This window comes from Flavobacterium sp. 5 (assembly GCF_002813295.1).
Classification (GTDB): domain Bacteria; phylum Bacteroidota; class Bacteroidia; order Flavobacteriales; family Flavobacteriaceae; genus Flavobacterium.
Map to the genome: position 1 here is coordinate 2,228,142 of NZ_PHUE01000001.1, position 24,125 is coordinate 2,252,266.

At 30.9% G+C, this 24,125-nt stretch carries 22 protein-coding genes; 17 read left to right on the plus strand and 5 right to left on the minus strand.

The window, feature by feature from the left end; translation table 11 throughout:
- Window positions 1–51 precede the first annotated feature (51 nt).
- Entirely contained in the window at window positions 52–663 is a 612-nt protein-coding gene (locus tag CLU82_RS09015; protein WP_100842784.1) for a porin family protein, read from the minus strand.
- A 502-nt stretch (window positions 664–1,165) separates the two neighbouring features.
- Here CLU82_RS09015 and CLU82_RS09020 point away from each other — a divergent pair.
- From CLU82_RS09020 to CLU82_RS09040, 5 genes are all read left to right on the plus strand, one after another.
- Window positions 1,166–1,870, plus strand: coding sequence for a Crp/Fnr family transcriptional regulator (locus CLU82_RS09020; protein WP_100842785.1), 705 nt, complete (start codon window positions 1,166–1,168; stop codon window positions 1,868–1,870).
- A 314-nt stretch (window positions 1,871–2,184) separates the two neighbouring features.
- The gene (locus tag CLU82_RS09025; RefSeq protein WP_198520209.1) at window positions 2,185–3,630 is read left to right on the plus strand and encodes an alginate export family protein; all 1,446 of its coding nucleotides are present in this window, start codon (window positions 2,185–2,187) and stop codon (window positions 3,628–3,630) included.
- A gap of 27 nt (window positions 3,631–3,657) precedes the next feature.
- The gene (locus tag CLU82_RS09030) at window positions 3,658–4,896 is read left to right on the plus strand and encodes a CmpA/NrtA family ABC transporter substrate-binding protein (protein WP_100842786.1); all 1,239 of its coding nucleotides are present in this window, start codon (window positions 3,658–3,660) and stop codon (window positions 4,894–4,896) included.
- A gap of 309 nt (window positions 4,897–5,205) precedes the next feature.
- Window positions 5,206–6,093, plus strand: coding sequence for a nitrate ABC transporter permease (gene ntrB, locus CLU82_RS09035; RefSeq protein WP_100842787.1), 888 nt, complete (start codon window positions 5,206–5,208; stop codon window positions 6,091–6,093).
- 22 nt (window positions 6,094–6,115) lie between these two features.
- On the plus strand, window positions 6,116–6,922 hold the full coding sequence (locus CLU82_RS09040) for an ABC transporter ATP-binding protein (protein ID WP_100842788.1): 807 nt from the start codon (window positions 6,116–6,118) through the stop codon (window positions 6,920–6,922).
- 130 nt (window positions 6,923–7,052) lie between these two features.
- Here the strand turns inward: CLU82_RS09040 and tatA are convergent, their stop codons facing one another.
- Complete coding sequence (gene tatA / locus CLU82_RS09045) at window positions 7,053–7,226, minus strand: twin-arginine translocase TatA/TatE family subunit (protein ID WP_100842789.1); 174 nt, start codon at window positions 7,224–7,226, stop codon at window positions 7,053–7,055.
- A 327-nt stretch (window positions 7,227–7,553) separates the two neighbouring features.
- Between tatA and CLU82_RS09050 the strand changes: the two genes are divergently transcribed.
- The 9 genes from CLU82_RS09050 (at window position 7,554) to CLU82_RS09090 (ending at window position 17,834) form a co-directional block, all read left to right on the plus strand.
- Window positions 7,554–7,949, plus strand: a complete 396-nt coding sequence (locus CLU82_RS09050; protein ID WP_369829010.1) for a peptidase — start codon at window positions 7,554–7,556, stop codon at window positions 7,947–7,949.
- A gap of 64 nt (window positions 7,950–8,013) precedes the next feature.
- Window positions 8,014–9,501, plus strand: a complete 1,488-nt coding sequence (locus tag CLU82_RS09055) for a GH3 auxin-responsive promoter family protein (RefSeq protein WP_100842791.1) — start codon at window positions 8,014–8,016, stop codon at window positions 9,499–9,501.
- A 7-nt stretch (window positions 9,502–9,508) separates the two neighbouring features.
- On the plus strand, window positions 9,509–10,237 hold the full coding sequence (locus tag CLU82_RS09060; RefSeq protein WP_100842792.1) for a carbon-nitrogen hydrolase family protein: 729 nt from the start codon (window positions 9,509–9,511) through the stop codon (window positions 10,235–10,237).
- Window positions 10,238–10,394: 157 nt separating this feature from the next.
- A complete protein-coding gene (locus CLU82_RS09065) occupies window positions 10,395–12,074 on the plus strand; it encodes a hypothetical protein (RefSeq protein WP_100842793.1) in 1,680 nt (559 codons plus the stop codon).
- 9 nt (window positions 12,075–12,083) lie between these two features.
- Complete coding sequence (locus CLU82_RS09070) at window positions 12,084–13,064, plus strand: hypothetical protein (protein WP_100842794.1); 981 nt, start codon at window positions 12,084–12,086, stop codon at window positions 13,062–13,064.
- 53 nt (window positions 13,065–13,117) lie between these two features.
- Window positions 13,118–14,425: a polysaccharide biosynthesis C-terminal domain-containing protein gene (locus tag CLU82_RS09075; RefSeq protein ID WP_100842795.1), complete on the plus strand. Its 1,308-nt coding sequence runs from the start codon at window positions 13,118–13,120 to the stop codon at window positions 14,423–14,425.
- Between the two features lie 17 nt (window positions 14,426–14,442).
- A complete protein-coding gene (locus CLU82_RS09080; protein ID WP_100842796.1) occupies window positions 14,443–15,462 on the plus strand; it encodes a glycosyltransferase family A protein in 1,020 nt (339 codons plus the stop codon).
- Between the two features lie 31 nt (window positions 15,463–15,493).
- Complete coding sequence (locus CLU82_RS09085) at window positions 15,494–16,555, plus strand: hypothetical protein (protein ID WP_100842797.1); 1,062 nt, start codon at window positions 15,494–15,496, stop codon at window positions 16,553–16,555.
- 379 nt (window positions 16,556–16,934) lie between these two features.
- A complete protein-coding gene (locus tag CLU82_RS09090; protein WP_232735232.1) occupies window positions 16,935–17,834 on the plus strand; it encodes an O-antigen ligase family protein in 900 nt (299 codons plus the stop codon).
- On the opposite strand, the gene CLU82_RS09095 is transcribed toward CLU82_RS09090, so the two are convergent.
- Complete coding sequence (locus CLU82_RS09095) at window positions 17,803–18,879, minus strand: glycosyltransferase (RefSeq protein WP_100842799.1); 1,077 nt, start codon at window positions 18,877–18,879, stop codon at window positions 17,803–17,805. The genes CLU82_RS09090 and CLU82_RS09095 overlap by 32 nt on opposite strands.
- 231 nt (window positions 18,880–19,110) lie before the next feature.
- Here CLU82_RS09095 and CLU82_RS09100 point away from each other — a divergent pair, with 231 nt between their 5' ends.
- The 3 genes from CLU82_RS09100 to CLU82_RS09110 are packed head-to-tail and all read left to right on the plus strand — an operon-like array spanning window position 19,111 to window position 22,218.
- On the plus strand, window positions 19,111–20,094 hold the full coding sequence (locus CLU82_RS09100; protein ID WP_100842800.1) for a UDP-glucuronic acid decarboxylase family protein: 984 nt from the start codon (window positions 19,111–19,113) through the stop codon (window positions 20,092–20,094).
- The gene (locus CLU82_RS09105) at window positions 20,094–21,446 is read left to right on the plus strand and encodes an exopolysaccharide biosynthesis polyprenyl glycosylphosphotransferase (protein WP_100842801.1); all 1,353 of its coding nucleotides are present in this window, start codon (window positions 20,094–20,096) and stop codon (window positions 21,444–21,446) included. The genes CLU82_RS09100 and CLU82_RS09105 overlap by 1 nt, the downstream gene beginning before the upstream one ends.
- A gap of 1 nt (window position 21,447) precedes the next feature.
- Window positions 21,448–22,218 carry a glycosyltransferase family 2 protein gene (locus CLU82_RS09110; RefSeq protein WP_100842802.1) on the plus strand — a complete coding sequence of 257 codons (771 nt, stop codon included), beginning with the start codon at window positions 21,448–21,450 and terminating at the stop codon, window positions 22,216–22,218.
- On the opposite strand, the gene CLU82_RS09115 is transcribed toward CLU82_RS09110, so the two are convergent.
- Together CLU82_RS09115 and CLU82_RS09120 are read right to left on the minus strand one after the other, a co-directional pair.
- Window positions 22,215–22,748, minus strand: coding sequence for an ORF6N domain-containing protein (locus tag CLU82_RS09115; protein WP_100842803.1), 534 nt, complete (start codon window positions 22,746–22,748; stop codon window positions 22,215–22,217). The genes CLU82_RS09110 and CLU82_RS09115 overlap by 4 nt on opposite strands.
- Before the next feature lie 40 nt (window positions 22,749–22,788).
- On the minus strand, window positions 22,789–24,099 hold the full coding sequence (locus CLU82_RS09120) for a phenylacetate--CoA ligase family protein (RefSeq protein WP_100842804.1): 1,311 nt from the start codon (window positions 24,097–24,099) through the stop codon (window positions 22,789–22,791).
- Window positions 24,100–24,125 lie beyond the last annotated feature (26 nt).

Consider the following 24,125-nt stretch of genomic DNA (forward strand, 5'->3'; position numbering starts at 1 on the left):
GCATAAATAAAAGGGTTCAAATTATTTGAACCCTTTTATTTTGTATATTTTTTAAAGTTCAATAACTCCACCTACATTAATGCTATAACCTACATTTTTGATATTTGTGCTATTAGCTTTATTGATATTGGTTAATCCATTAAATCCTTGATAGTCCAATAAAACACCAAATTTTTTATTAATTTCTATTTTATAACCTATTCCATAGGTAAGCCCTAATTGAAAAGATTCTACATGACTTTTAGGGATTTCTTTATTGTTTGCTTTAGCATCTAATAAAAAAGAAGGACTAAAACCGAAATTTAAATTCCATTTTCTCGTGCTTCCAAAGTGCCAGTTGGCATTGATAGGAATGCTTAAATAATTTAATTTATCTTCATATACAAAACCATCCCAATCGTAATACTTTCCTCCCATTTTGTCAAACACTAACCCTGAGCGTAAACTCCATCTATTATTAAAATAATAATCAGCTGTTCCTCCAAATTCCACACCTGAATTAGTATCAGTATTACTAGAATAAATACCGTTACTTGGATTGCTTTCGGAAAAGCTTGAAAATCCAATTTTTGGTGTAATTTCAATAGTTCCTTTTCCTTTAGATTGAGCATTCGCAAATCCAAATGAGATTAAAGCAACTAATGGTAGTAAAATTTTTTTCATATTAAATTGATTGGTTAAAAAGAGGACGCGAATATAGTAAGTAAAAACAGTATAAACTACATAAACAAGAAAAAGCTTAAGTTGTTAATGAGATTGTTTGTTTTGAATAAATTCTTCATAAATGCATAATTTATATTAAAAAGAGAATTAATTATTTTTAAGTAAAAAACTACAAATTAAACAAAACTAAGTATTTTTACTTATTAGTAAAGAATTACGAATATCTGAAAAAGAGCGTTTCTAAGTAGATGAAATAATCGAAAGAGCAGTTTTTTTGGAATCATTTATAAAAAATATGCAAAAAAGATGTTTTTTTATGAGCTATTTTGATGTTTTAGCGGTAGGTGTAAATGATTAATTATTGCATAAAACCTATATATTTACTTAAAATTTAGGCGTTTACTGAAGAATTTATTTTGGATTTTAATATTAAATTCAAATTTTTTAATGAATTGAGTGTGACGAAAAGCTTCCGATGTGTAAAAACTATAATTAGTTAGAAATGAAAGAGAATCAAGCCATTTGCAGTAGTTGCAGTAATGAAAATTGCTTTATCAAAAAGCATATTCATTTGGCCAATATGCAAAAATATATAGAAAAGAAACATAGTTTTACCTGCAAAAAAACACAACAATTTATCATTGAAGGCGCGCCAATTCAAGGTCTTTATTTTGTTTATAAAGGAAAGGTAAAAACGGTGAAAACTGGAATCAACGGTAGAGAACAAATTGTTCGATTGACTACAGATGGAGATACAGTTGGTTTTAGAGGTTTTGGGACAAGTAAGAGATATTTGATTGGAGCATATGCTCTTGAAGATACTGTTTTATGTAATTTTAGTAATGATGTGATGTTAGACATTCTTCAAAATGTTCCAGAATTCACTTTTGATATGATGCTTTTTTACGCAGAAGAATTGAATAAAAGTGAGAACAATATTCGAAAAATTGCTCAAATGAATGTGAGAGAACGTGTAATTGATACCTTAATATATATCCATAGAAAGTTTGGACAAACTAATGATTTGATTAATCTTGATTTGTCTCGTAAAGAAATAGCTGACTTTGCGGGTACTACCGAAGAACAAGTGACGCGAGTGATTTCTAGTTTAAAAAGAGAAGCCTTAATAAAAACGGTTGGGAAGAAAATCGGATTGGAACAAATCAATAAAATGAAATCGGAAATAATGGAACATAAGTATATCTAAGTAATTTATTATTGAGCTTAAATTAAAATAGACCCTTTTGGGTCTTTTTTTATGGAAAAGTGTTTCCTTTTTGACTTTTTTTCAAAAAGTTTTTTTTAACTGCTCACTTATTACGTAGTATTTATAAAAACTAAGTGTCTAATAAACCCAATAAAAATGGATGTTAAGAAGAAAAAATTGCGTAAACGCAGTTTTTAAGCTGCTATTTTTGGTTTTATTGTTGTGTAAAAAAGCTGTTTTATGCTGTGAAAAGTAAATACGTAAGTATAAATACGTATATATCTTTGCTTCATACTAATTAAAACAAAACCATTATGCAAAAGATTACAACTACAATCCAAAAAATAAAAGCATTAAAAAAAACTAAGAATTCAAAATCCATTATGTTAGGTTTAGCCATAACTTTATTTGGTTCATCTGTTGCTAACGCACAGTTTACAGCAACAGGTCAGTTTAGACCAAGAACAGAATATAGAGATGGTTATAGCACGTTACAAGTAAATAATGCAGATGCTGCTGCATTTACTTCTCAAAGAACTAGATTGAATGTTGGATTTACAGGATATAGATTCAAATTTTTTGTAGCAGTTCAAGATGTTCGTGTTTGGGGACAAGATGCTTCAACTATTAATAGAGTAACAACTGCTGAAAATAATGGTGTACAATTGCATGAAGCTTGGGGTGAAATTATGTTGAATGACACTATTAGCAACATTCAAAATTTGTCTCTAAAAATAGGACGTCAAGAGATTTCGTATGATGATCAAAAAGTTATTGGAGGCCTTGATTGGTTACAACAAGCGCGTTACCATGATGCGATTGTTCTGAAATATTTTAATAAAGGATGGACAGCCGATTTTGGAGCCGCATTCAATCAAAACAAAGAACTGTTAGCAGGAACGATTTATAATGGAGTTCCATCTGCAACAGCTGGTTATACTGCTGGAACAAATGCTTTAGGGACAAATTATAAATCTCTGGAATATGTGTATTTAGCTAGAAAATTTTTCTTTGGAGATATTTCGTTTTTATTCCTAAGCGATAATTTCAATAAATATACTAACGTTACCGCAGGAACACCTCCAGTTACTACAAAAGTAAACGAAGAAGGAATTTGGACTCGTAACACTACTGGTTTTTACTATAATGTGAATGCAACTCGAAAATTGAAATTCGAAGGAAGTATATATCATCAATTTGGTCATGACAAAAACGGTCGTAGTTTGAGCAGTAATTTGGCTTCTATTACATCTACTTTGCAAGTAGGACGAAAATTATTTGTAGGACCTGGAGTTGATTATTTATCAGGAAATGATGGAACCGAAGCTGTTACAGCTACTTCTACCAACAAGCAATTTGATCCACTTTACGGCACACCACACAAATTCTGGGGTAATATGGATTATTTCTATGCTTCAAGTGGCTTTGGATCACAAGGTTTGTTAAACTACTTTTTGAAAACAAAATACAACTTAAAAGACAACTTAACTCTTTTTGCTGATTTGCACGGATTTCAATCTGCAAACAGTTTATCTAATGGAGCAGGTGGTGAACAAACTAGTTATTTAGGAACGGAGTTGGACCTAAAAATATCTTATAGCCTAACCAAAATGGTCAATATAGAAGGTGGATATTCTTTCATGAAAGCAACCAATTCTATGGCATCTGCACAAGTTAAAAATGTTGCTAATGCGAGTCTTTCTCCTCAATGGGCATATGTGATGGTAAATATTAAACCAAATTTCTTAAACAAAAAGTAATTGATATCAATCTTTAAAAATTAAAAAATGATACAGACTAAAAAAAATATAAATACACTTCTTACTTCCTTGATGTTGGTAATGTGTGTGGTTTTGTTCTCTTCTTTCAAAACAAATCCAAATCCTCCAATTGCGGGTGAACCAATCAAATTAGGCTTTATTCCACTAACAGATTGCTCACCAATCGTGATGGCCAAAGAATTAGGTTTATTTAAAAAATACGGAGTTGAGGTTGTCGTAACCAAAGAAACTTCTTGGGCAAATGTTCGTGACAAAATCTTAACAGGAGAATTAGACGGAGCTCATTGTTTATACACTATGCCTTTTTCAGTGTACACAGGAGTAGGAGGAAAGGCAGGATCTGAAATGAAAATTGCGATGATGCTAAATGTAAACGGACAAGCGATTACTTTATCTAATGATTTTTGTGGAAAAGTAGGTTTCAAACAAATGAATAAAGTAACACCAGTTGTTGCTGCCAAATTGAAAGCCGAAAAAGAAGTGACTTTCGCAATGACTTTCCCAGGAGGAACACATGATTTATGGTTAAGAAACTGGATGTCATTAGCAGGACTAAATCAAAAAGCAGTAAAAATCATCACGATTCCACCTCCACAAATGGTTGCCAACATGAAAGTAGGTAACATGGACGGGTATTGCGTTGGCGAACCTTGGGGCGGAGTTGCCGTAAAACAAGGAATTGGTTTTACTCAAATTGCTTCTCAAGACATTTGGAAAGATCATCCAGAAAAAGCATTGGTTGTAAACAAAGAGTTTAGTGAAACACGCCGTGAAGATCTAAAAAAAGTAATGAAAGCGATTTTAGAAGCCTGCATCTGGTTAGATAATGCTGCAAATCGCAAAAAAGCGGCTGCAATTATTGGTAAAGCTCCTTATGTAAATGCTCCAGCCGATGTTATCGAAGGAAGATTAATGGGAGATTATAACTTAGGTTGTAACCAAGGAACCGAAGTATACGGAGACGATTATATGTTGTTTTACAAAGGTGGAACAGTAAATTATCCTCGCAAATCATACGCAATCTGGGCAATGGCACAATTTGTACGATTTGGATATTTGAAAGAAGAACCAAATTACAAAGCAATTGCAGACAAACTAATCATGCAGGATTTATACGAAGAAGTAGCCAAAAGTATGAAAGTTAAAATCCCCACAGATGATATGAAACCATTCTCTCTTACTATGGATAAAACAGTTTTCAATCCGGCAAATCCATCAGCGTATTTAAAAGTAGTGAAACGTTAAAAACCATTTACTTCGTCAGTTCGCAAAAGCTCGTGTGGGCGTGACCGTGTTGAGCAAAGGGGCTTACTTATAGCACCGCTTAAACAGCCCCTTTACGCAACACGGTCGGGCTATACGCGCTACTTCGGTAGCCAGCTTCTATCCCTCACGCAGAAAACCAGAAGTAATTTAAGTAACATCAGAATAAAAGAGCATTCAGATTTTATTGATTTTCGAATAAAAACAGTTAAAAAATCTGCCGAATCTGCAAAATCTGCGTGAAAAAAAAAGCATTCAAAAAAGCATTTAATAACATTAAATTTTAGAATTATGTCAAGTTCAAACACAGCAACAATCGGAACAGAATTAGCCTCAAAAAACTATTCTCTTTCAAACACTTTTGACAGAGTAATTAAGAAAAAAAGTCTAAAAAAAGCGTCACGCTATTTAGTAGAAAAAGCTAAATCAATCGCATTTGCTTGTATTGGACTGACTATTTTTTGTGGATTTTGGAGCTTATTAAGTTTTTATACCAAAGACGCTCTTCCAGGACCTTTGGCAACTTTAACAGTATTGAAGGAAATGCTGAGCGATCCATTTTATGATTATGGTCCAAACGATAAAGGTATCGGATTGCAATTATGGGTTTCTATAAAAACCGTTTTATCAGGATTTGCATTGGGTTCTTTAGTAGCAATTCCATTTGGAATTTTGATTGGAGCTAACGCTTTTTTTAAGAAAATATTTTACCCAATCGTACAGTTTTTAAAACCAGTTTCGCCTTTGGCTTGGTTTCCAATTGGTTTGGTAGTTTTTAAAGACACAGGAATCGCAACCATATTCATTGTATTCATAACGTCTTTATGGTCCACATTAATCAACACTTCTTTTGGAGTAAGTACAATTCCGCAAGATCACAAAAACGTGGCTAAGGCTTTTGGTTTTTCAAAATGGAGATATTTATCCAAAGTGGTTATTCCATACACATTGCCTCACATTATTACTGGTTTGCGATTGAGTATTAGTGTTGCCTGGTTAGTTATTGTAGCTGGCGAAATGTTATCTGGCGGTGCAGGAATTGGATTTTTTGTATGGGACAGTTGGAATGCTCTGAGTTTAGAAAAAGTAATTTCGGCCATTATCATCATCGGATTTGTGGGAATTATTTTTGATGGATTTTTTACAATGATTGAAAACAAAGTGTCTTATAAAGCATAATAATTTTTAAAAATTTACGACTATGAGCTATTTAGAAATAAAAGACTTGGAAATCTCTTTTCCAACTCCAAAAGGAAAATACACTGCAGTAAAAGATATTAATCTTTCGATTAAAAAAGGAGAAATCATATCAATCATCGGACATTCAGGTTGCGGAAAATCAACCATCATGAATGCGATAGGAGGAATGCTTACACCAACAGGCGGATCGGTAGTATTAGACAATAAAAATATCAAAGGTCCAGGACCAGATCGCGGAATCGTTTTTCAAAACTATTCGCTATTGCCTTGGTTAACGGTGGAGAACAATATTTTTCAAGCAGTGGATTCGGTTATGAATTGTTCCAAAGCTGAGAAACACGAAATTGTAATTAAGAACCTTAAAATGGTTAATTTATTTCAGCACAAAGATAAATTACCAGGCCAGCTTTCAGGTGGAATGAAACAAAGAGTAGCCATTGCAAGAGCTTTTGCTATTAATCCAGGTGTTTTATTGTTAGACGAACCTTTTGGAGCATTAGATGCTTTGACAAAAGGATCTATGCAACTTGAAGTTTTAAAATTATGGAATCTGGACAATAGAGAAAAAACTATTATAATGATTACACATGATATTGAAGAAGCACTCTTTTTGTCAGATCGAATTGTCGTTTTACACAACGGTCCGGCATCTACAATTCGTGAAATCGTAACGGTAAATTTACCAAGACCTCGAAATAAAATTGAAATTGTAAAAACTCCCGAGTATATTGAGTTAAGAGATCATTTACTACATCTGTTAACCGATCATTTCTCAATTGAAGATATGGGGGTAAAATATAAAAATTAGTTAATTTTGGTTAAGTGAAAAGGGTCTTTTCTATTAGTGAAAAGACCTTTTTAAAATATAAAATTCCAAACTCCATATAACTTAGTATGGAGTTTGGAATTTTTATATTAGAAAGAATATCTAAGAAAAATTATTCTTTAGTTTCTTCTTTTTTATCAGTTGTTTGATCTTCTTTGGCTGCGTTTTTAAATTCTTTAATACCGCTTCCTAAACCTTTCATTAATTCTGGAATTTTTTTACCTCCAAAAAGTAATAAAAGAACTCCAATAATCAAAAGTATTTCTGTAACTCCTAATCTTCCCATGATTGAATATTTAACGCCGTAGCAAATTTGTAATTATATAATGGACAAAGGTATATAGAATAAATTTATGAGCATTCATTTTGAACTATTTATTTGTTTGTGATAGCGTTAAATATTTTATAATTTTTGAGAGTTTTCAACACACTACTTCGAATAGGCTAGTTTTGACAACGCTTTTAATTATTATATTTGTCATAATAAATACATATCATGTCTAGTAATCGATTAAAGAGAAAGAAGTTTTGGAAAAGATTATTAATCAAAAACCGATTAATAATTTTGAACGAGAACACTTTTGAGGAAATTTTTTCTTTTAAATTGAATATAATGAGCGTCTTTGTGTCGCTTACATTGGGAGCTATTCTTTTAATTTCGGCTACAACAATATTGATAGCTTTTACTCCACTACGAGAATTTATTCCAGGTTATTCTTCTAGTCAGCTAAAAAAAAATGCTACAGTTCTGGCTTTAAAATCTGATTCTCTTTCGAAAGCATTAAAGAAAAACGAAATCTACATAAAATCAATTCAAAAAGTGTTGAATGGCGAATTAGAATATGCTAAATTTAATAAAGACTCTATACTTTCAAGTAGTGAGGAACCATCAGAACCAGTAGATTTGTCTCCATCACAAAATGAAATAGAATTGAGAAAACGTGTGAACGAAGAAGAAAAACTGGATTCTAAGTCTGAAAAATCAAGTTCTAAAAAGAAAACTAAATAAATGAGATTTCATCTGATTTATCAGGATAGAAAAAACATCAAATTTTAAATAAAGCCCAAAAGGAATGTCACTAAAATCGGTTGCTGCAAAAATATTTGCAAAGAGAATATATAAGAAGACACAAGCTTGGGTTACCACTCCTGTTGAAACCCAAAATGCAGTGTTTTTAAATTTAATACAAGCTGCAAAAGAAACACAATTTGGAAAAGATCATCATTTTGATCAAATAAAGACGTACGAGGATTTTTCAAAACAAGTTCCTGTTCGCGATTATGAAGGTTTAAAATCGTATGTTGATAAAGTAGTAAAAGGGGAAGAAAATATACTTTGGAAAGGAAAACCTTTGTATTTTGCTAAGACTTCGGGAACCACTTCGGGAGCCAAATATATACCGTTGACTAAGGAATCAATGCCCTATCATATTGATGCGGCTCGAAATGCAATATTACACTACATACATGAAACCCAAAATGCCGATTTTGTAAACGGAAAAATGATTTTCCTGCAGGGAAGTCCGATCCTAGAAGAAAAATACGGAATTAAATTAGGACGTTTGTCCGGAATTGTAGCACACTTTGTTCCAAAATACCTTCAAAAAAACCGTTTACCTTCTTGGGAAACCAATTGTATTGAAGATTGGGAAACTAAAGTAAATGCTGTTGTTGATGAAACTATAAATGAAGATATGACTGTGATTTCGGGAATTCCTTCTTGGGTACAAATGTATTTTGAAAAATTACAGCAAAAGGCAGAAAAGCCAGTTGGAGCCATTTTCAAAAACTTCAATTTATTTATTTACGGAGGAGTTAATTACGAGCCTTACCGTGCCAAATTTGAAAATTTAATTGGCAGAAAAGTAGATAGTATCGAATTATTTCCAGCATCTGAAGGATTTTTTGCTTACCAAGATTCTCAAAAGGAAAAGGGAATGTTACTGCTTTTGAATTCGGGTATTTTTTATGAGTTTATCAAAAGTGAAGATTTTTATAAAGAAAATCCAAAACGACATACTATTGGCGAAGTAGAATTGGGTGTTAATTATGTTTTAATTATTTCGACCAATGCTGGACTTTGGGGTTATAATATTGGAGACACCGTTCAGTTTACATCATTGAAGCCTTATCGTGTTATCGTTTCGGGGCGTATTAAGCATTATATTTCTGCTTTTGGAGAGCATGTAATTGGTAAAGAAGTCGAATGTGCTTTGCAGGAAGCTATGATAGGTACAACAGTTCAGGTCAATGAATTTACTGTTGCACCACAAATCACTCCGATTGAAGGTTTGCCTTATCATGAGTGGTTTATCGAATTTGAAAATGAGCCAGAAGATTTTAATGCTTTTGCGGAAGCGTTAGACAATTCAATGCGAAAACAAAATATTTACTATGATGATTTGATTGTGGGGAATGTTTTAAAAAAATTAGTCGTGACCAAAGTGAGTAAAAACGGTTTTCAAGAGTATATGAAATCTATCGGAAAATTGGGCGGTCAAAATAAAATTCCAAGACTTTCTAACGATAGAAGTATTGTATCGGTTTTAAATCAAAAATAATAGTGTAATGAAAATTTCAGTAGCACAAACAAAACCAATTAAAGGGAATATTTCTGCGAATGTAGATGCTCATAAAAAATTAATTGAACTTGCTGTTTCACACAAAGCAGATGCTGTTTTTTTTCCTGAACTTTCAATAACGGGTTATGAGCCAGATTTGGCAAATACTTTAGCAACAAATCAGGAAGATTCTAAATTTGAAGATTTTCAAAAGATTAGTGACAGCAATAAAATCACCATTGGAATTGGTGTACCAACAAAAACAGATTTAGGTATTCAAATTAGTATGGTAATTTTTCAACCGAATATGGAAAGACAAACGTATTCAAAACAGCAATTGCACGTTGACGAATTTCCATATTTTATTAATGGCGAAAAACAAATTATTCTGTCAGTTGACAATGTAAATATTGCGCCGGCTATCTGTTATGAAAGTATGCATTTTGACCATCCTGATTATGCAAGTAAATTGGGCGCAGAAATTTATTTGACGAGTGTTGCAAAAACTCAAAATGGAGTTGATAACGCAATATTACATTATCCATCTATTGCAAAGAAATTCGGAATGCCTGTTTTAATGTCTAATTGCGTTGGATATTGCGATAACTTTGAAAGTGTTGGTCAAAGTGCAGTTTGGACAAAGCAAGGAAATTTAATTGGACAACTAGATGACAAACACGAAGGAATACTAATTTTTGACACTGAAACTGAAGAAGTAATTATACAGATGTTGTAAAAAGCTTCAGTTATAATAAGGTTTGAACAATTAGTGGTTTAGCAGAATTTCTTTTTATTTTCCTATCTTCGTTTAGCAGAGATTCAGTTCAAAATCATTAAAAAGCTTAAGATAACGAAGTAATTTGATGATTATCAGAAGTTAAAAATAATAAAAAATGAAAGACACTAAAAATATATCCAGATCCAGAGCACATGAATCATCGGCGGCAATTGAAAAAATGTACATTACGATGCGTCATCTTTTTAATAGAGGTTTCTACAAACCGATGGGAGTTTCTGGGGATACTTTAAGAGAAGCTTTATTGGTTTTAAGACCCGAAATTTATGGAAATATTGCCGAAGAAAAAGTAGAATTAAACGGTCTTTTATATGTAATAGAAAGACTTCCGATAGGAATCGAGGAGTGTCGTTTTATTAATTTAACATCGGATGAAGGTTATTCCAAATCACATTTCCAAGCGATTGTTCCGCCTAAAAGACGACGTAATTGTTATAGAATTGATGAGGAACAAATGAATGTAGAAATCACTCGAGGACGATCAGATATTTATGATATTTTGACGCATTTGACATTCATCTTTATAGAATCACATAAAATCAAAAATAGAGTTTTACAGGACGAAATAGGGGAAGTTTCCCGTGATTGGATTAAACTTGAAATGGCAGTTTCTCAAACCAAAAAACTGACTTTGGTAGAAAAGGAAAAAGCGATTTCACATGCAGCAAATATTTTAGGAAGAACATTCGAGGAAGTTTTGAATATTTATGATGATTTTGGAACAGAAGTAGCACCCGATCGATTTTTACATGTAATTTATTGGCTGGGAAAATTAGCCATTGAAGAAGATGTAGATAATAGTAAAAGAACCATTACTTTCAGCCCTGTTTTAAGAGAACGTTTGGGACACCACATTCATGGAGAAATTTGGGCAAACAATATCAAGGAAGTCCTGAAAGCAAATGAATTATTAGACAGACCTATTCATGTGATTAGTGCTAATATGCACTCGGTAATGAATTCTATTTTTGCTACACCACACTTAAAAACAAAGTTCAAAGACAAATCTGATTTCTTTATTTATGAAGAATTGAGCAAGTCTGGAGCCAATGAAGTTCGTAGTCAAGTGGAGTCACTTGCGCTGAAACAAGGAATGATTTTTTTAGCCGATACTTCGGGAACGAACATAGATGTTCAAATTTTTGATACTGCCAAAATAGATTGGTCAAAAACAGCTTTCCCAAAGGCAAATCTGACTGAAAAAAAACCAGTACTTATTGTTATGGATTATGCTTTTGGAGAGCAAGCTTATGAAACAATCGATGAGTTATTAAGACCTTATAAAAAAGACACCTTGCTTCGAGTAGAATCGGTTTCAATTATGGGAAAAGCGGGTATTCTGGAAGGAGGAAAAGGAGATATCATGATTCCGAACGCGCATATCAATGAAGGAACGGCAGATAATTATTTCTTCGAAAATGAATTGACTCCCAAAATGTTTGAAGGTAATGACATCGCAGTTTATGCTGGACCAATGGTTACCGTTCTTGGAACATCGTTGCAAAACAAAGATTTATTAAAGTTCTTCCATGAATCAACCTGGGGAGTTATAGGACTTGAAATGGAGGGTTCTTATTATCAAAAAGCCATTCAGGCGGCATCCAAAATCAGAAAAAGTGTACCACATGACATCAAAGTCCGATATGCATATTATGCTTCTGATAATCCATTAGAAACTGGTAGCACCTTGGCTTCTGGCGGATTAGGAACAACAGGTGTTAAACCAACTTATTTGATTACGATCAAGATTTTGGAACAAATTTTCAATATAAAATAAAAAGGCGACATGAGTGTACCAAACGAAAATAATTCAGAGATTGATTTACTAACAGTTTTCAGTAAAATTGGAGACTTCTTTGAATGGATTAATACTTTGTTATTTAAAGCTATTCGTTTTTTTGTAAAAAATGTAATTGTTGTTGTTATATTGATAATTGTTGGAGCTGGAGCTGGGTATTTTTCACTAAACGTAAATCCTCGGTTTGAACAAAAAGTTATGGTAGCTCCAAATTTTAAATCCACGGATTATTTGTATACAAAAATTGATTTTTTAGCATACAAAATTGCTTTAAGAGATACCTTGTTTTTAAAATCTATTGGCATCCACAAAACATCTGCGATTGTCTCAATCGCAATAGAACCTATTGTAGATATCTATAGTTTGATGAACAAGGATGGTAAGAACATGGAATTGCTACAATTGATGGCACAAAATGGAGATATAAAATCCATTGTTAAAGAAACAACAACGAGCAAAAATTATGCACTTCATACTATTATTATAAAAACGGCTGAGGTTGTTTCTGTCGAAAATTGCATTGAGCCTATTCTGAAATATTTAAATACAAGTCCATATTATGAGGCATATAAAAAAATTAATTTTCAGAATATTCAAAATAAAATAAAAAGTAAGGAAGCTACTATTTTTCAAATTGATGGAATTTTGAATCAGTTTTCGGGACCTAATGGCAATCATGTAAATAATGAAAAACTCATTTATTACAATGAAAATTTAGATTTGGATGGGATTATTAAAACCAAAGATTCTTTATCAGATCTAATTGCAACATTAAAAATTGAACAATACAATACAGATAAGACCATTAAAGAAAAAGGAATAGTTTTAAACCTAAAAGATAGTAAAACGATAAAAGGAAAATTAATTTTTATTTTGCCATTACTTTTTGTGGGTCTTTTTGTTTTCTTTAGTTTTTTCAATTCTTTTTATAAAAAACAATCTTTGAAAGTGAAAGAAAATTTGAAATAAGGAATAATTTCAAGCTTGAAGTTTGAGAAAAATTATGGTATAGAGAAACAAATATGTTAGAAAAAATTCGAAAAAAACTATTGCAAATAAAACAAAATTCCTTAGTTCAACAAAGTTTAATTACTTTAATTTTTAGGGTCTTAGGTTTGTTAACGCTGTTTGGTTTTACTTTATTTTTTACGAAAACTTATTCACCGAAAATTGTAGGACAATATGATTTTGTTCGTTCTTTTCTTTTGGTCATTGGAAGTTTCTGTTTGTTGGGTTGTGATCAGTCCATTTTGTATTTTAAAGGAAGGCTTAGTGATTCCAATTCTTTACTAGGCATCAAAAAAATATACACTAAAATGATTGGGTTGTTATTGATGATGTCCCTTTTATTTCTTGCATTATTTTCTTGTATCAATAAGCAATTTATAAATAATTATTTTTCTGATTCCAGTGTGTATGATATGTTTTTAAAATCAATACTAGTGTTATTTTTTTATGGAGTTACGACTTTAAATACAGAAGTTTTCAGAGCATTAGACCATTTTTATATTGCAGAACTGTTTAGAAACACGATTAAATATATTCCTTTGATTGTTGGAGCAATTTTATTGCCTTATTACGATGCAAAAGACTATTTCGCAGATGTTTTTTTGAGTGGTTTTATTCTACTTTCTATTATAACAACAATATTACTTTTTTTTTATTTTGGCAAAGCCAAAGACGAGAAAACTATAATTTTTACATATAAAGAACTCTTTACCAAATCGTATCCAATTGCCATTAGTGGTGTGGCTTTGTTTTTATTGATGAGTTTTGATATCTTTTTTTTAAAAAAATATAGAGACAATGAAACGGTAGCATTTTATTCGGTAGCCATTAAATTAATGACAATTCTTTCGATGGTAATTGTCACTGTGAATATTACAATTTCCACTAAAATTGCTGAATATTTTTTTAGTCAGAACAGAACAGCTTTAATCCAAACAGTGAAACATACTTCTCGTTTAATTTTCTTTTTTACTTTTCCAGCGGTGCTTATCATTTGTTTTTTTCCAGCGGTTTTTTTAGGTTTTTTCGGAAAGGATTATATAGCAGCCAAGGATGCTTTGCTCATTTTAATTATGGGTCAAGGAATTTGTTCTGCATTTGGAGCTGCACCAATTTATTTGAATATGACAGGAAGACAACACATTTTTCAGATTATATTGATTATAGCGGTGTTTATTAATTTTGTTTTAAATAGAATATTAATACCCGAATACGGAATGACTGGTGCTGCTACGGCATTTGTGGTTAGTTCTTTTTTTTGGAATTGTACTTCGGCAATTGTGATTTATAAGAAAGACAAATTGAACGTTTTTTTGAATTAATGATATAAGTAGAGGAGATGCAAATTCATAATAAAGACGTTTTTTTTAGTATTATTGTTCCAGTTTACAATGTTCAGGATTATCTTAAACAATGTTTGGAGAGTATTTTATGCCAAGAATATCATGATTATGAGATTATCTTAATAAATGATGGATCTACAGATTCCTCTTTAGAAATTTGCTGTTTTTATTTAGAAACATCAGATAAGATTGTATTGATAAACAAAGAAAATGGTGGTTTATCCGATGCTCGAAATCATGGTTTACAAAAAGCGTCAGGGGATTATATTATTTTTACAGATAGTGATGATTACTGGGTTGGAAGCCGAATATTGAAAGATTTAAATGAAATGATTAAGGTGTCAGATCCTGATATTATTATTCACGAGGAGAGTCGTTTTTTCTCAGATAAAGATGTTAAGTGTAAGTTCAATCAGCGATTTTTAAAACAAAAATCAGGAGAATTTAAGTATGAGATTTTACAATTAATTTATTATGATTTGTTCGTTGCTTCTGCTTGTGATAAGATTATCAAGAAATCAATTTTATTGAATAATGACTTATATTTTCCTTTGGGGAAAAAATCTGAAGATATTGAGTGGTGCGGAAAATTGATAAATTACATAGATACATTTAGTATTTATCCTAAGTCATTTTATATTTACAGACAAGGAAGAAACGGTTCAATTACAGCTTCAGTAAATGAAAATCATATTATGGATGTTTATAATATGGTAAAAGAAGGACTGAATGTAAAACGATTAGAGTCAAATATTTTAAATGATGCAATTCAGAATTATTGGGCTTGTAATTATATTGTAATTTTAAAAGATTTCAATGTTTTATCATCCAAAAACAGAAATCTCATTTGGGAAGATTTAGTTTCTTGGAAGTATTTATTAAAAAAAGGACAGAACCTAAAAATTGATAAAGTAATGTTTTTTTATAATTTTTTGCCTTTTTGCCTTTTACCTTTTTTTTTAAATTTTTATAGAATAAAAACCATTTTGTATAAAAAGTATAGAACATTAAAGTAATGAACTATAAACTCAATTATTTGATTAAATCATGACAATACTAATTAAAAGAAATACGTCTGCATTTTTATTGCTGGTAATTGTATTTTTACTTGTTGCGATTTTTTCATTTTATATTTTACCTAAAAAGTTTTTTTATGATGCTACTATTATTGCTCTTGATAAGGGTAATGAAATTGGTTTTATAGGTAGTTATCCACTTACTATTTTGTTTTACAAGATTACGGGTTTAAGATATTTACCTTATTCAATAATTGCTTTGATTCAATTCCCTATCCTAATGTTTGTTCTTTATAAAATTGGAATTCCTTATGATTTTGAGAAATTAAATATAAAAAACGGAATTGTTTATTTAGGAATGTTTATGACGGCTATTTTTATGTCGATGCCTTCAAAAGAATTTATTACGTATTTGTTTATTTCAACAATTGTTTTTTTATTTCTAAAGACTAAGAATTATTCTCGGAGAGCCATTTTTATGGCATTTTTTTTGTTGACTATTTTTGGAATTTTTTACAGACCATACTTTTGTTTGATTCCAATTATTGCGTTGGTAATGTATGGAGGAATTTTAATTAATTATAAGAATAAGATTTTTGCGGCTATTTTTTATGGATTACTTGCAGCAATATTTTTATCATTAATTTATGGAATTGTCACAGGAGAATTTTTTTCAGAAACTTCTAGAGAAGCAATAAACAGTGTAAGGTTAGGCTCTGTAGATGCTAATTCCAGTATTATTTCGCCTATAAAAACGGATACTTGGTATGGGGAGACTTTTGGAATATTATATGGTTTTTTCTCTGTAAACGTACCATTCAATGGATTTAAGTATATTTTTTCTCCACAGATTTTGATCTTTGTTGTGTGGCAGCTTTTTTTATTTTACATCCTTTTAATACGGTTTTCTAGATGTATTAAATCAAGAGAAAATCATAAAATAGAACTTTGGATATTACTTATTTTGTTCGCTTTTTTTATTGTTCAAGGTATTTTTGAACCTGATCTTGGTTCAGCTGTTCGACATAAAACTGGTGTTTTTCCTCTTATTTATTATGCATTATACTATGACCATTTCAGAAAAAAACTTTAGTAAAATATACAATTCCTTTTTAGTAGCATTGGCCATTACCATGATTTTTAGAAAACCATGTACGATGTTGATTATACTGTTTGCGGTATTTAATTTATTTTTTATAAAAAAGCTAAATTATAGCAAACAATCTTTAATTTTAATAGTATTAATTTCTTCTCCATTACTTTTAGAAATTGTAATGTTCTGGAACAATGATTCTTTTTTAAAAGGGCTAAAATCGTTAGAAAAATACACTTCTCTTCTTGTTTTTTCTGTATTTATTTTAGGGAATTATCGAAAAATTAATTTCTATAAAATTCTGCGATTTTATTGTATAACGACTACGATTATCTTGTTTTCTTTCTTTTTTAAATTTGTTGTTTATTATCCGGAGTTAATGAATAAATATCTTAATGGAAATGATTTATGGGAAATGGGTTATAAATTTTCTAATAGTATAGGCATTCATGCACCAGAGTTGAATATGCATTTGGCTTTTGTTTCGATTTGTAATCTTTATTTTGTTTTTGAAGGATTTAGACAAAATGGTCAAAAGATATCTAACTGGAGTAATACTATTATTTTTCTTTGTTCTTTTTTCTTTGTTCTTTTTGTAAATACGAGAATGGCATTATTCAACGTATTGTTTGGTTTTGTTTTAGTTTTTTTTGGTGAAGTATTTAGAAAATACAATTATAAAAAAGTAGCAGGAATTTTTGCTATTTTAATTGTAACATTAGGAACGGTGCTTTTCTTTTTTGTTCAAAATAATCCTTATATGAAAGAGAAATATTCCTCTGTTACTTTTGCTTATATGGATAAAGTAGGAAAGCTAGATGAAATTGCGAATCCAGAAACAAAAGTATTTAACTCTTTGGTAACGCGTGTTTCTATTTGGAAATCGGCATGGGAATTGTCTTTAAAACATCTTCCTTTTGGAGTTGGTGCTTCAGATGGGAAGTCTGAGTTAATAAACTATTTTAAACAAACAAATCAACATTTTTTGGCGAAATATGAATTTCCTACTCACAATCAGTTTCTTGACTATTTGCTAAAATTTGGAATATTGGGGCCAATTGTTGTCTTGTTTTATATAGGATCTATGGGGTATTTAGGAATTGATTTGAAAAATGCAATTGTGTTTTCTTTCTTTTTCCTTTTTTTTACATCTAATCTCACCGATGATTTTTTATTACGTTTTAATGGAATTGCTTTCAGCGGATTGTGGATGGCTATTTTTGGGAGTTATTGGCTTCAACAAAAAATTATTGCTGATAAAGAATCGATAGTGCTTTAAAATTTTTGTTTACATCAAATAAACGATAACACGTTTTGGATGCATTATTACCAAAAATTGTACGGGTTGATTCTTCTTTTAATTGTTCGAAATAGGTATCAAGGTCTTCGATTTTTTCAAAAAGAAAACCTGTTACATTAGGAACAACAATATCTTTATTTCCAATTAAATTGGTTGCCAAAACAGGTTTTTTCAAGGCCATTGCTTCCAAAACAGCAATTGGAAGCCCTTCCCAAAGCGAGGTTTGAATGTAGATATCAATTGCATTGAGTTCTTTGAGAGCTTCTTTTCTATCCATAAACCATCCTGTAATCCTAATATTGGGGGCAGTTAACAAAGAATTTATTTCTCCATCTCCTATCCAAACGAAATTAAAATTAGGAAACCGTAGTGCTATTTGATTAAATAAATTTGGATTTTTTTGAAATGAAATACGGCCAACAATACCAATTGTTAGTTTTTTGTTTTGATGCGGTAATTGATATTGTTGGATTTTTTCAATATTTATGCCGTTTCTTATTAAATGTGATTTCCCTATTTTTTGAGCTATTTCATACTCTGTATCGCCACACGCAATGGTAATACCACCGAAGAATTGTTGAAAACGTTTTTCTATTACCCAATATATTTTTTTAGATAAGGTTGAAATGTCGGTTCTTAAAAAAGAATACCCATGGGGTGTATAGAATATTTTTTTTCTGTCAAATAATAAAAAACAAGCAACCCTACCCAAAACTCCAGCTTTTGAAGAATGAAGATGAACAACATCAGGATTTAGTTGTTTAAGTTCTTTTCTTAGCTGAAGAACCGATTTAATATCTTGAATAGGTGAAAATTCACGAACCATATTAATTTTCACCAGTGAAACTCCTTTTGAGAATTCTGATTCGATTTTTTCGGGATCGATTTCTTTGCGATTTCCACTATAAATAATAGTTGTAGTAATGTCTTTTCTTACTTCATCTTCTCCAAAATAATAGGACAAGTCTTTGAAATAAGTATAAACACCTCCTCCTAATGCTTCTATTATATGGACAACTTTCAAAATAGCTAATTTTTAGTAAAGCAAAAATAGGGTAAAGTCATCTATATCCCTACTTTTTGTATGAATGTTCATTGTTTAATATGATGTTTATTTTTGTCTGTTTAAAAATAGATTTTATGTTCATGAAAAGAGTGTTTGGTTATTAATCATTTCTGCAGAAAATTAAAAGGTAAAATATTTTAGTACATTTGTAGCTACTACAAAAGTTAAAGATAGTAGTATATATAAGCTATGAAAAGAATACTTATCACAGGAGCAGCAGGTTTTTTAGGGTCTCATTTATGTGACCGTTTTATCAAAGAAGGATATCATGTAATTGGTATGGATAACCTCATTACTGGTGATTTAAAAAATATAGAGCATTTGTTCAAACTAGAGCATTTTGAATTTTATCATCATGATATTACCAAGTTTGTACATGTTCCTGGAAACTTAGATTACATTCTACATTTTGCTTCACCTGCAAGTCCGATAGATTATCTCAAAATTCCTATACAAACCTTAAAAGTGGGTTCCCTTGGTACACATAATCTTTTGGGTTTAGCAAGAGTAAAAAAGGCCAGGATTCTTATCGCTTCTACATCTGAGGTATATGGAGATCCTTTGGTTCATCCACAAACAGAAGAATATTACGGAAACGTAAATACTATTGGACCAAGAGGAGTATATGATGAAGCTAAGCGTTTTCAGGAATCAATTACAATGGCATATCATACTTTTCATAATGTTGAAACTAGAATTGTTCGTATTTTCAATACTTATGGACCAAGAATGCGTCTTAATGATGGCCGTGTCATTCCGGCTTTTATTGGGCAAGCTATTCGTGGAGAAGATTTAACGATTTTTGGAGATGGAATGCAAACTCGTTCTTTCTGCTATGTAGATGATCAGGTAGAGGGAATTTTTAGATTATTACATTCGGATTATGTGTATCCTGTGAATATTGGTAATCCTGATGAAATCACGATCAAGGATTTTGCAGAGGAAATTATTAAACTAACAGGAACTTCTCAAAAAGTAGTGTATCATGCGTTACCTATAAATGATCCTTTACAACGTCAGCCAGATACTACTAAGGCAAAAGAACTACTAGGTTGGGAAGCCAAAGTTAACCGTGCTGAAGGAATGAAAATCACGTATGATTATTTTAAATCATTATCTAAAGAAGAATTGTCTAAGGAAGAGCACAAGGATTTTTCAAAGTACATCAATTAGTGAAAACTAAAACAGGAAGATATTCGGGGTATATAAGACCTTTTTCTCGCCTATTAGATTTGATTATTATCAATTTCTTTACGGTGTTTTTTTCGGGCATTCCTGTTTTTCATGATTTTTATGCTTTTTTTATCAGCTGTGCTTGGTTTATCATTGCTGCTAACTTGGGTTTTTATGAAGTCTATCGCTATACCAAAGTAATTGCAATTTTGAATTGTACATTAAAGCAAGTAATTGCTTTTACTGTTTGTTGTCTTGCTCTCGCATATTTTTATCCAGAAAGATATAGTTTAACAGTTATACTACTATTTACATCAGTATCAGTAGTGTTGATATTAGGCTTTAAATTGTTTATTTATTTCTTTCTAAGGAGATATAGAATTCTCTTTGGAGGAAATTTTAGAAGGGTTGTGCTTATTGGAAAACACAAAAATGTGAAACCTTTGGAGCAATTTTTTGAAGAAAATCCAGATTATGGATACAAATTGATTAAAGAGTTTGATTTGTATCATCAAAAGATTGATTATTTTAAGGATATTTTTTCTTTTATTTTGGACAATGATATAGACGAAATTTATTGTGCTATGGAAGATTTGTCCAATAAACAAGTTGAAGAGTTTATTTTCTTTGCCGATAATAATTTTAAAACACTCAAATTTATTCCAGATCAAAAGCAATTACTTTCTTTAAATATTGTATTCGAATATTATGACTATATCCCCGTAATTTCGCAACGAACAATTTCTCTTGATGATTCTCTTAACAAGATAATAAAACGCAGTTTTGACATCATTTTTTCTTTCTTAATAATAATGGGTATATTGTCATGGTTGATACCGATACTGGCAGTTATTATTAGACTAGATTCCAACGGCTCATTATTTTTTGTTCAAAAAAGAAACGGCTTGAATAATAAAGAATTCAATTGTTTTAAATTTCGATCAATGGAAATAAATGAATTGGCAGATATTGAGCAAGTTTCTAAAAATGATACCAGAATAACGGGAGTTGGTAAATTTATTCGTAAAACGAGTATCGACGAATTACCGCAATTTTTTAATGTTTTAATGGGTGATATGTCGGTAGTGGGACCAAGGCCACATATGGTGAGTCATACCAATATGTATGCAGAACGAATAGATAAGTTTATGGTGCGTCATTTTATAAAACCAGGTATAACAGGTTTAGCACAAACCAAAGGTTTTCGCGGGGAGGTTGAATCAGACAAAGACATTATAAATAGAGTGAGATATGATATTTTTTATATTGAAAAATGGTCATTATTGTTAGATCTTAAAATCATTTTTAAGACCATTTTTAATACTTTAAAAGGAGATAAAAAAGCCTATTAGAATGGAAACACCTTTAGTATCTATAATAACACCTTCTTTTAATTCCGAGAAGTTCATTGCCGAAACTATTCAATCGGTACAAAATCAAACGTATCAGAATTGGGAAATGATTATTGTTGATGATTGCTCAACAGACCAAACAACAATCATTATTGAACAATTTGTTATAAATGATGATAGAATTCGTTTTTTTCAATTAGAAAAGAATTCAGGTGCTGGAATTGCCAGGGAAATGGCTTTATCAAAAGCGACAGGTGATTATATTTCATTTTTAGATGCCGATGATCTCTGGAAACCGTTAAAACTCGAAAAACAACTTCAGTTTTTGAAAGACAATAAAATTCACTTTACTTTCTCTTTCTATGATTGTATAGATGAAGAAGGAAATGCTTTAAACAAAAGGGTAGAAGCTCCTAAAAACCTCACTTATCGTCAATTGTTTTTTTGTAACTATGTTGGAAACCTTACAGGAATTTATGACAGACATTATTTTGGGAAAATAGCTATATCCGCTACTCGAAAGCGCCAAGATTGGATAGTATGGCTAACTATTTTAAAACAAATAAAAACAGCAAAACCCGTTCCCGAAAGTTTGGCTTATTATCGTATTCGAAATAACTCATTATCGGCTTCAAAGATTGATTTATTGAAACATAATTTTGCAGTATACCGTAATTTTCATGGTTTTAATTATGTTACTTCTTTGTTTATTATGATTGGATTTTTATTCACCCAATTGTTGATAAAGCCCCGTTATATTAAGAAAATTTAAAAATCATTTTTATAACCGATTTTTGTTCTTGGTTTTTCTTCATCTTTTTTATCGGCTAACTCATCTAAATAGGAAAAAACCAGCTCTATATTTTTACCTTGATTCTCTAATTTTTTTTGAATTTGAGCAATATCTAATTTTATTTCTGTAGTGTCCAGAAGCATTTGTCTTACTTTTACAAAAATTCGCATAATTTGAATATTAGTCTGGATGGCTTTATCGCTATTCAAAACACTTGATAACATTAGAATTCCGTGTTCTGTAAATGCCATTGGAGCATAACGTAAACCTATCTTTTCAGAATTGGAGGTCGCAAATTGCGACCTCCAATTTTCAAACTCTTCCTTGCTTAGTTCAAACATAAAGTCTTCAGGAAAACGATTCCTGTTTCTTTTAACTTGTTCTTTTAATCTTTTAGTTTCAATTCCATAAAGTTTTGCCAAATCTCTATCCAGCATCACTTTTTGATTTCGAATATAGTAGATGTTATTTGAAATTGTTTCTTCTGAAAGTATGATTTGTGAGTCCATCGTTTATAATTTATAAAACTAATATACGATTTTATTTACATTATAAAAGAGAAGTGAATTGTTTTAGCTTACCACGATTAGTTCTTTCTAAAGTTTCTTTCCGATTAAAAGAAAAGAATAAATGAGGTTCAAGATACAATGAAATTGCTTTCTCAATTTGTTCAATTTGTTCACCATTTAATTCAAATTCACTTACATAATCAATTTCAAAAGAATCAATTTTAATTTGTTTAATAATAAACTCTTTTACATTTCCATCGTCTTCAATGATGCTTTTAGTAACATAATAAAAGGTTAATCCAGGAGATTTTTTACCACTTGGTAAAACTGCCACGTCATTGGTTCTTCCAATTAATTTTTTGAGAATAGGTTTTTTCAAAGTGCTTTTTTCATCGAGAATTCCAATATCGCCAAGGTCATATCTAATAAAAGGATGTGCTTTATTGTAAAGAGAAGTGATGACAATACGGCCTGAAGTTCCGTTGGAAACAGCCAGATTGTTATCGTCTAAAATTTCTACAAATAGTGTTTCCGAATTGATTTGCCATTCTCCTTCGGGATTTTGAAAAGCGATTAAATCTAATTCTGAGGCTCCGTATTCATTGACAATAGGAATGCCAAATTGTTTTTCCAAAAGTTGTTTATCTTCTTCAAAAAGCATTTCGGAGGTAACCATACACACTTTCAATGTTGGACAAATTTCATTTAAAATAATATTTTTTTTCTGTAGAAATTTGGCAAATAAAACAATCGATGAGGTATAGCCATTGATATAGTCGAATTTTTTGGTTTTAAAGTCATTTAAAAAACCTTCCAAAATTTCGTCAGATAAATTGAATATGGAAAACCTGAAGCGATGACTCAAAAAGTCCTTAAACCGTTCTTTTTTGTTTCCGATAAAATCAAGAGGAATACCATAAAACCGTGCTTGGTAAGAAGAGTTAAAATCAATTCCGTACCAACCAAAACGATAAATATTAGATGACCAAGTTAGAGCATGGCAAAATTTGTCTTTTGCAAATATAAAGGGATGTCCGCTTGATCCAGAAGTTTTATTTACATAAACTGATTTTTCATGGTAACCCAAAGAAAGCCTTTCCGATAAAGGTTTTTGTAAGTTTGTTTTATTTAAAATAGGTAAATCAGCCCAGTTTACAAAAGATTTTGTTTGGGCTAAGTTTTTATAAAAAGAGTTATTATTTAAATGAAAATTGACAATTTCTATTTTTTTCTGTTCGATAAAATCACCAAAATTTTCCTCTGGAATAGCAATATTTTTTTGCAATTCAGCTTTGGCTTCCTTCATGGGAAAACCATTTATTTTGAGCGTCAAGTCGAATATTTTGAACATCAGTGGCATTAAATTTCACCAAAAAT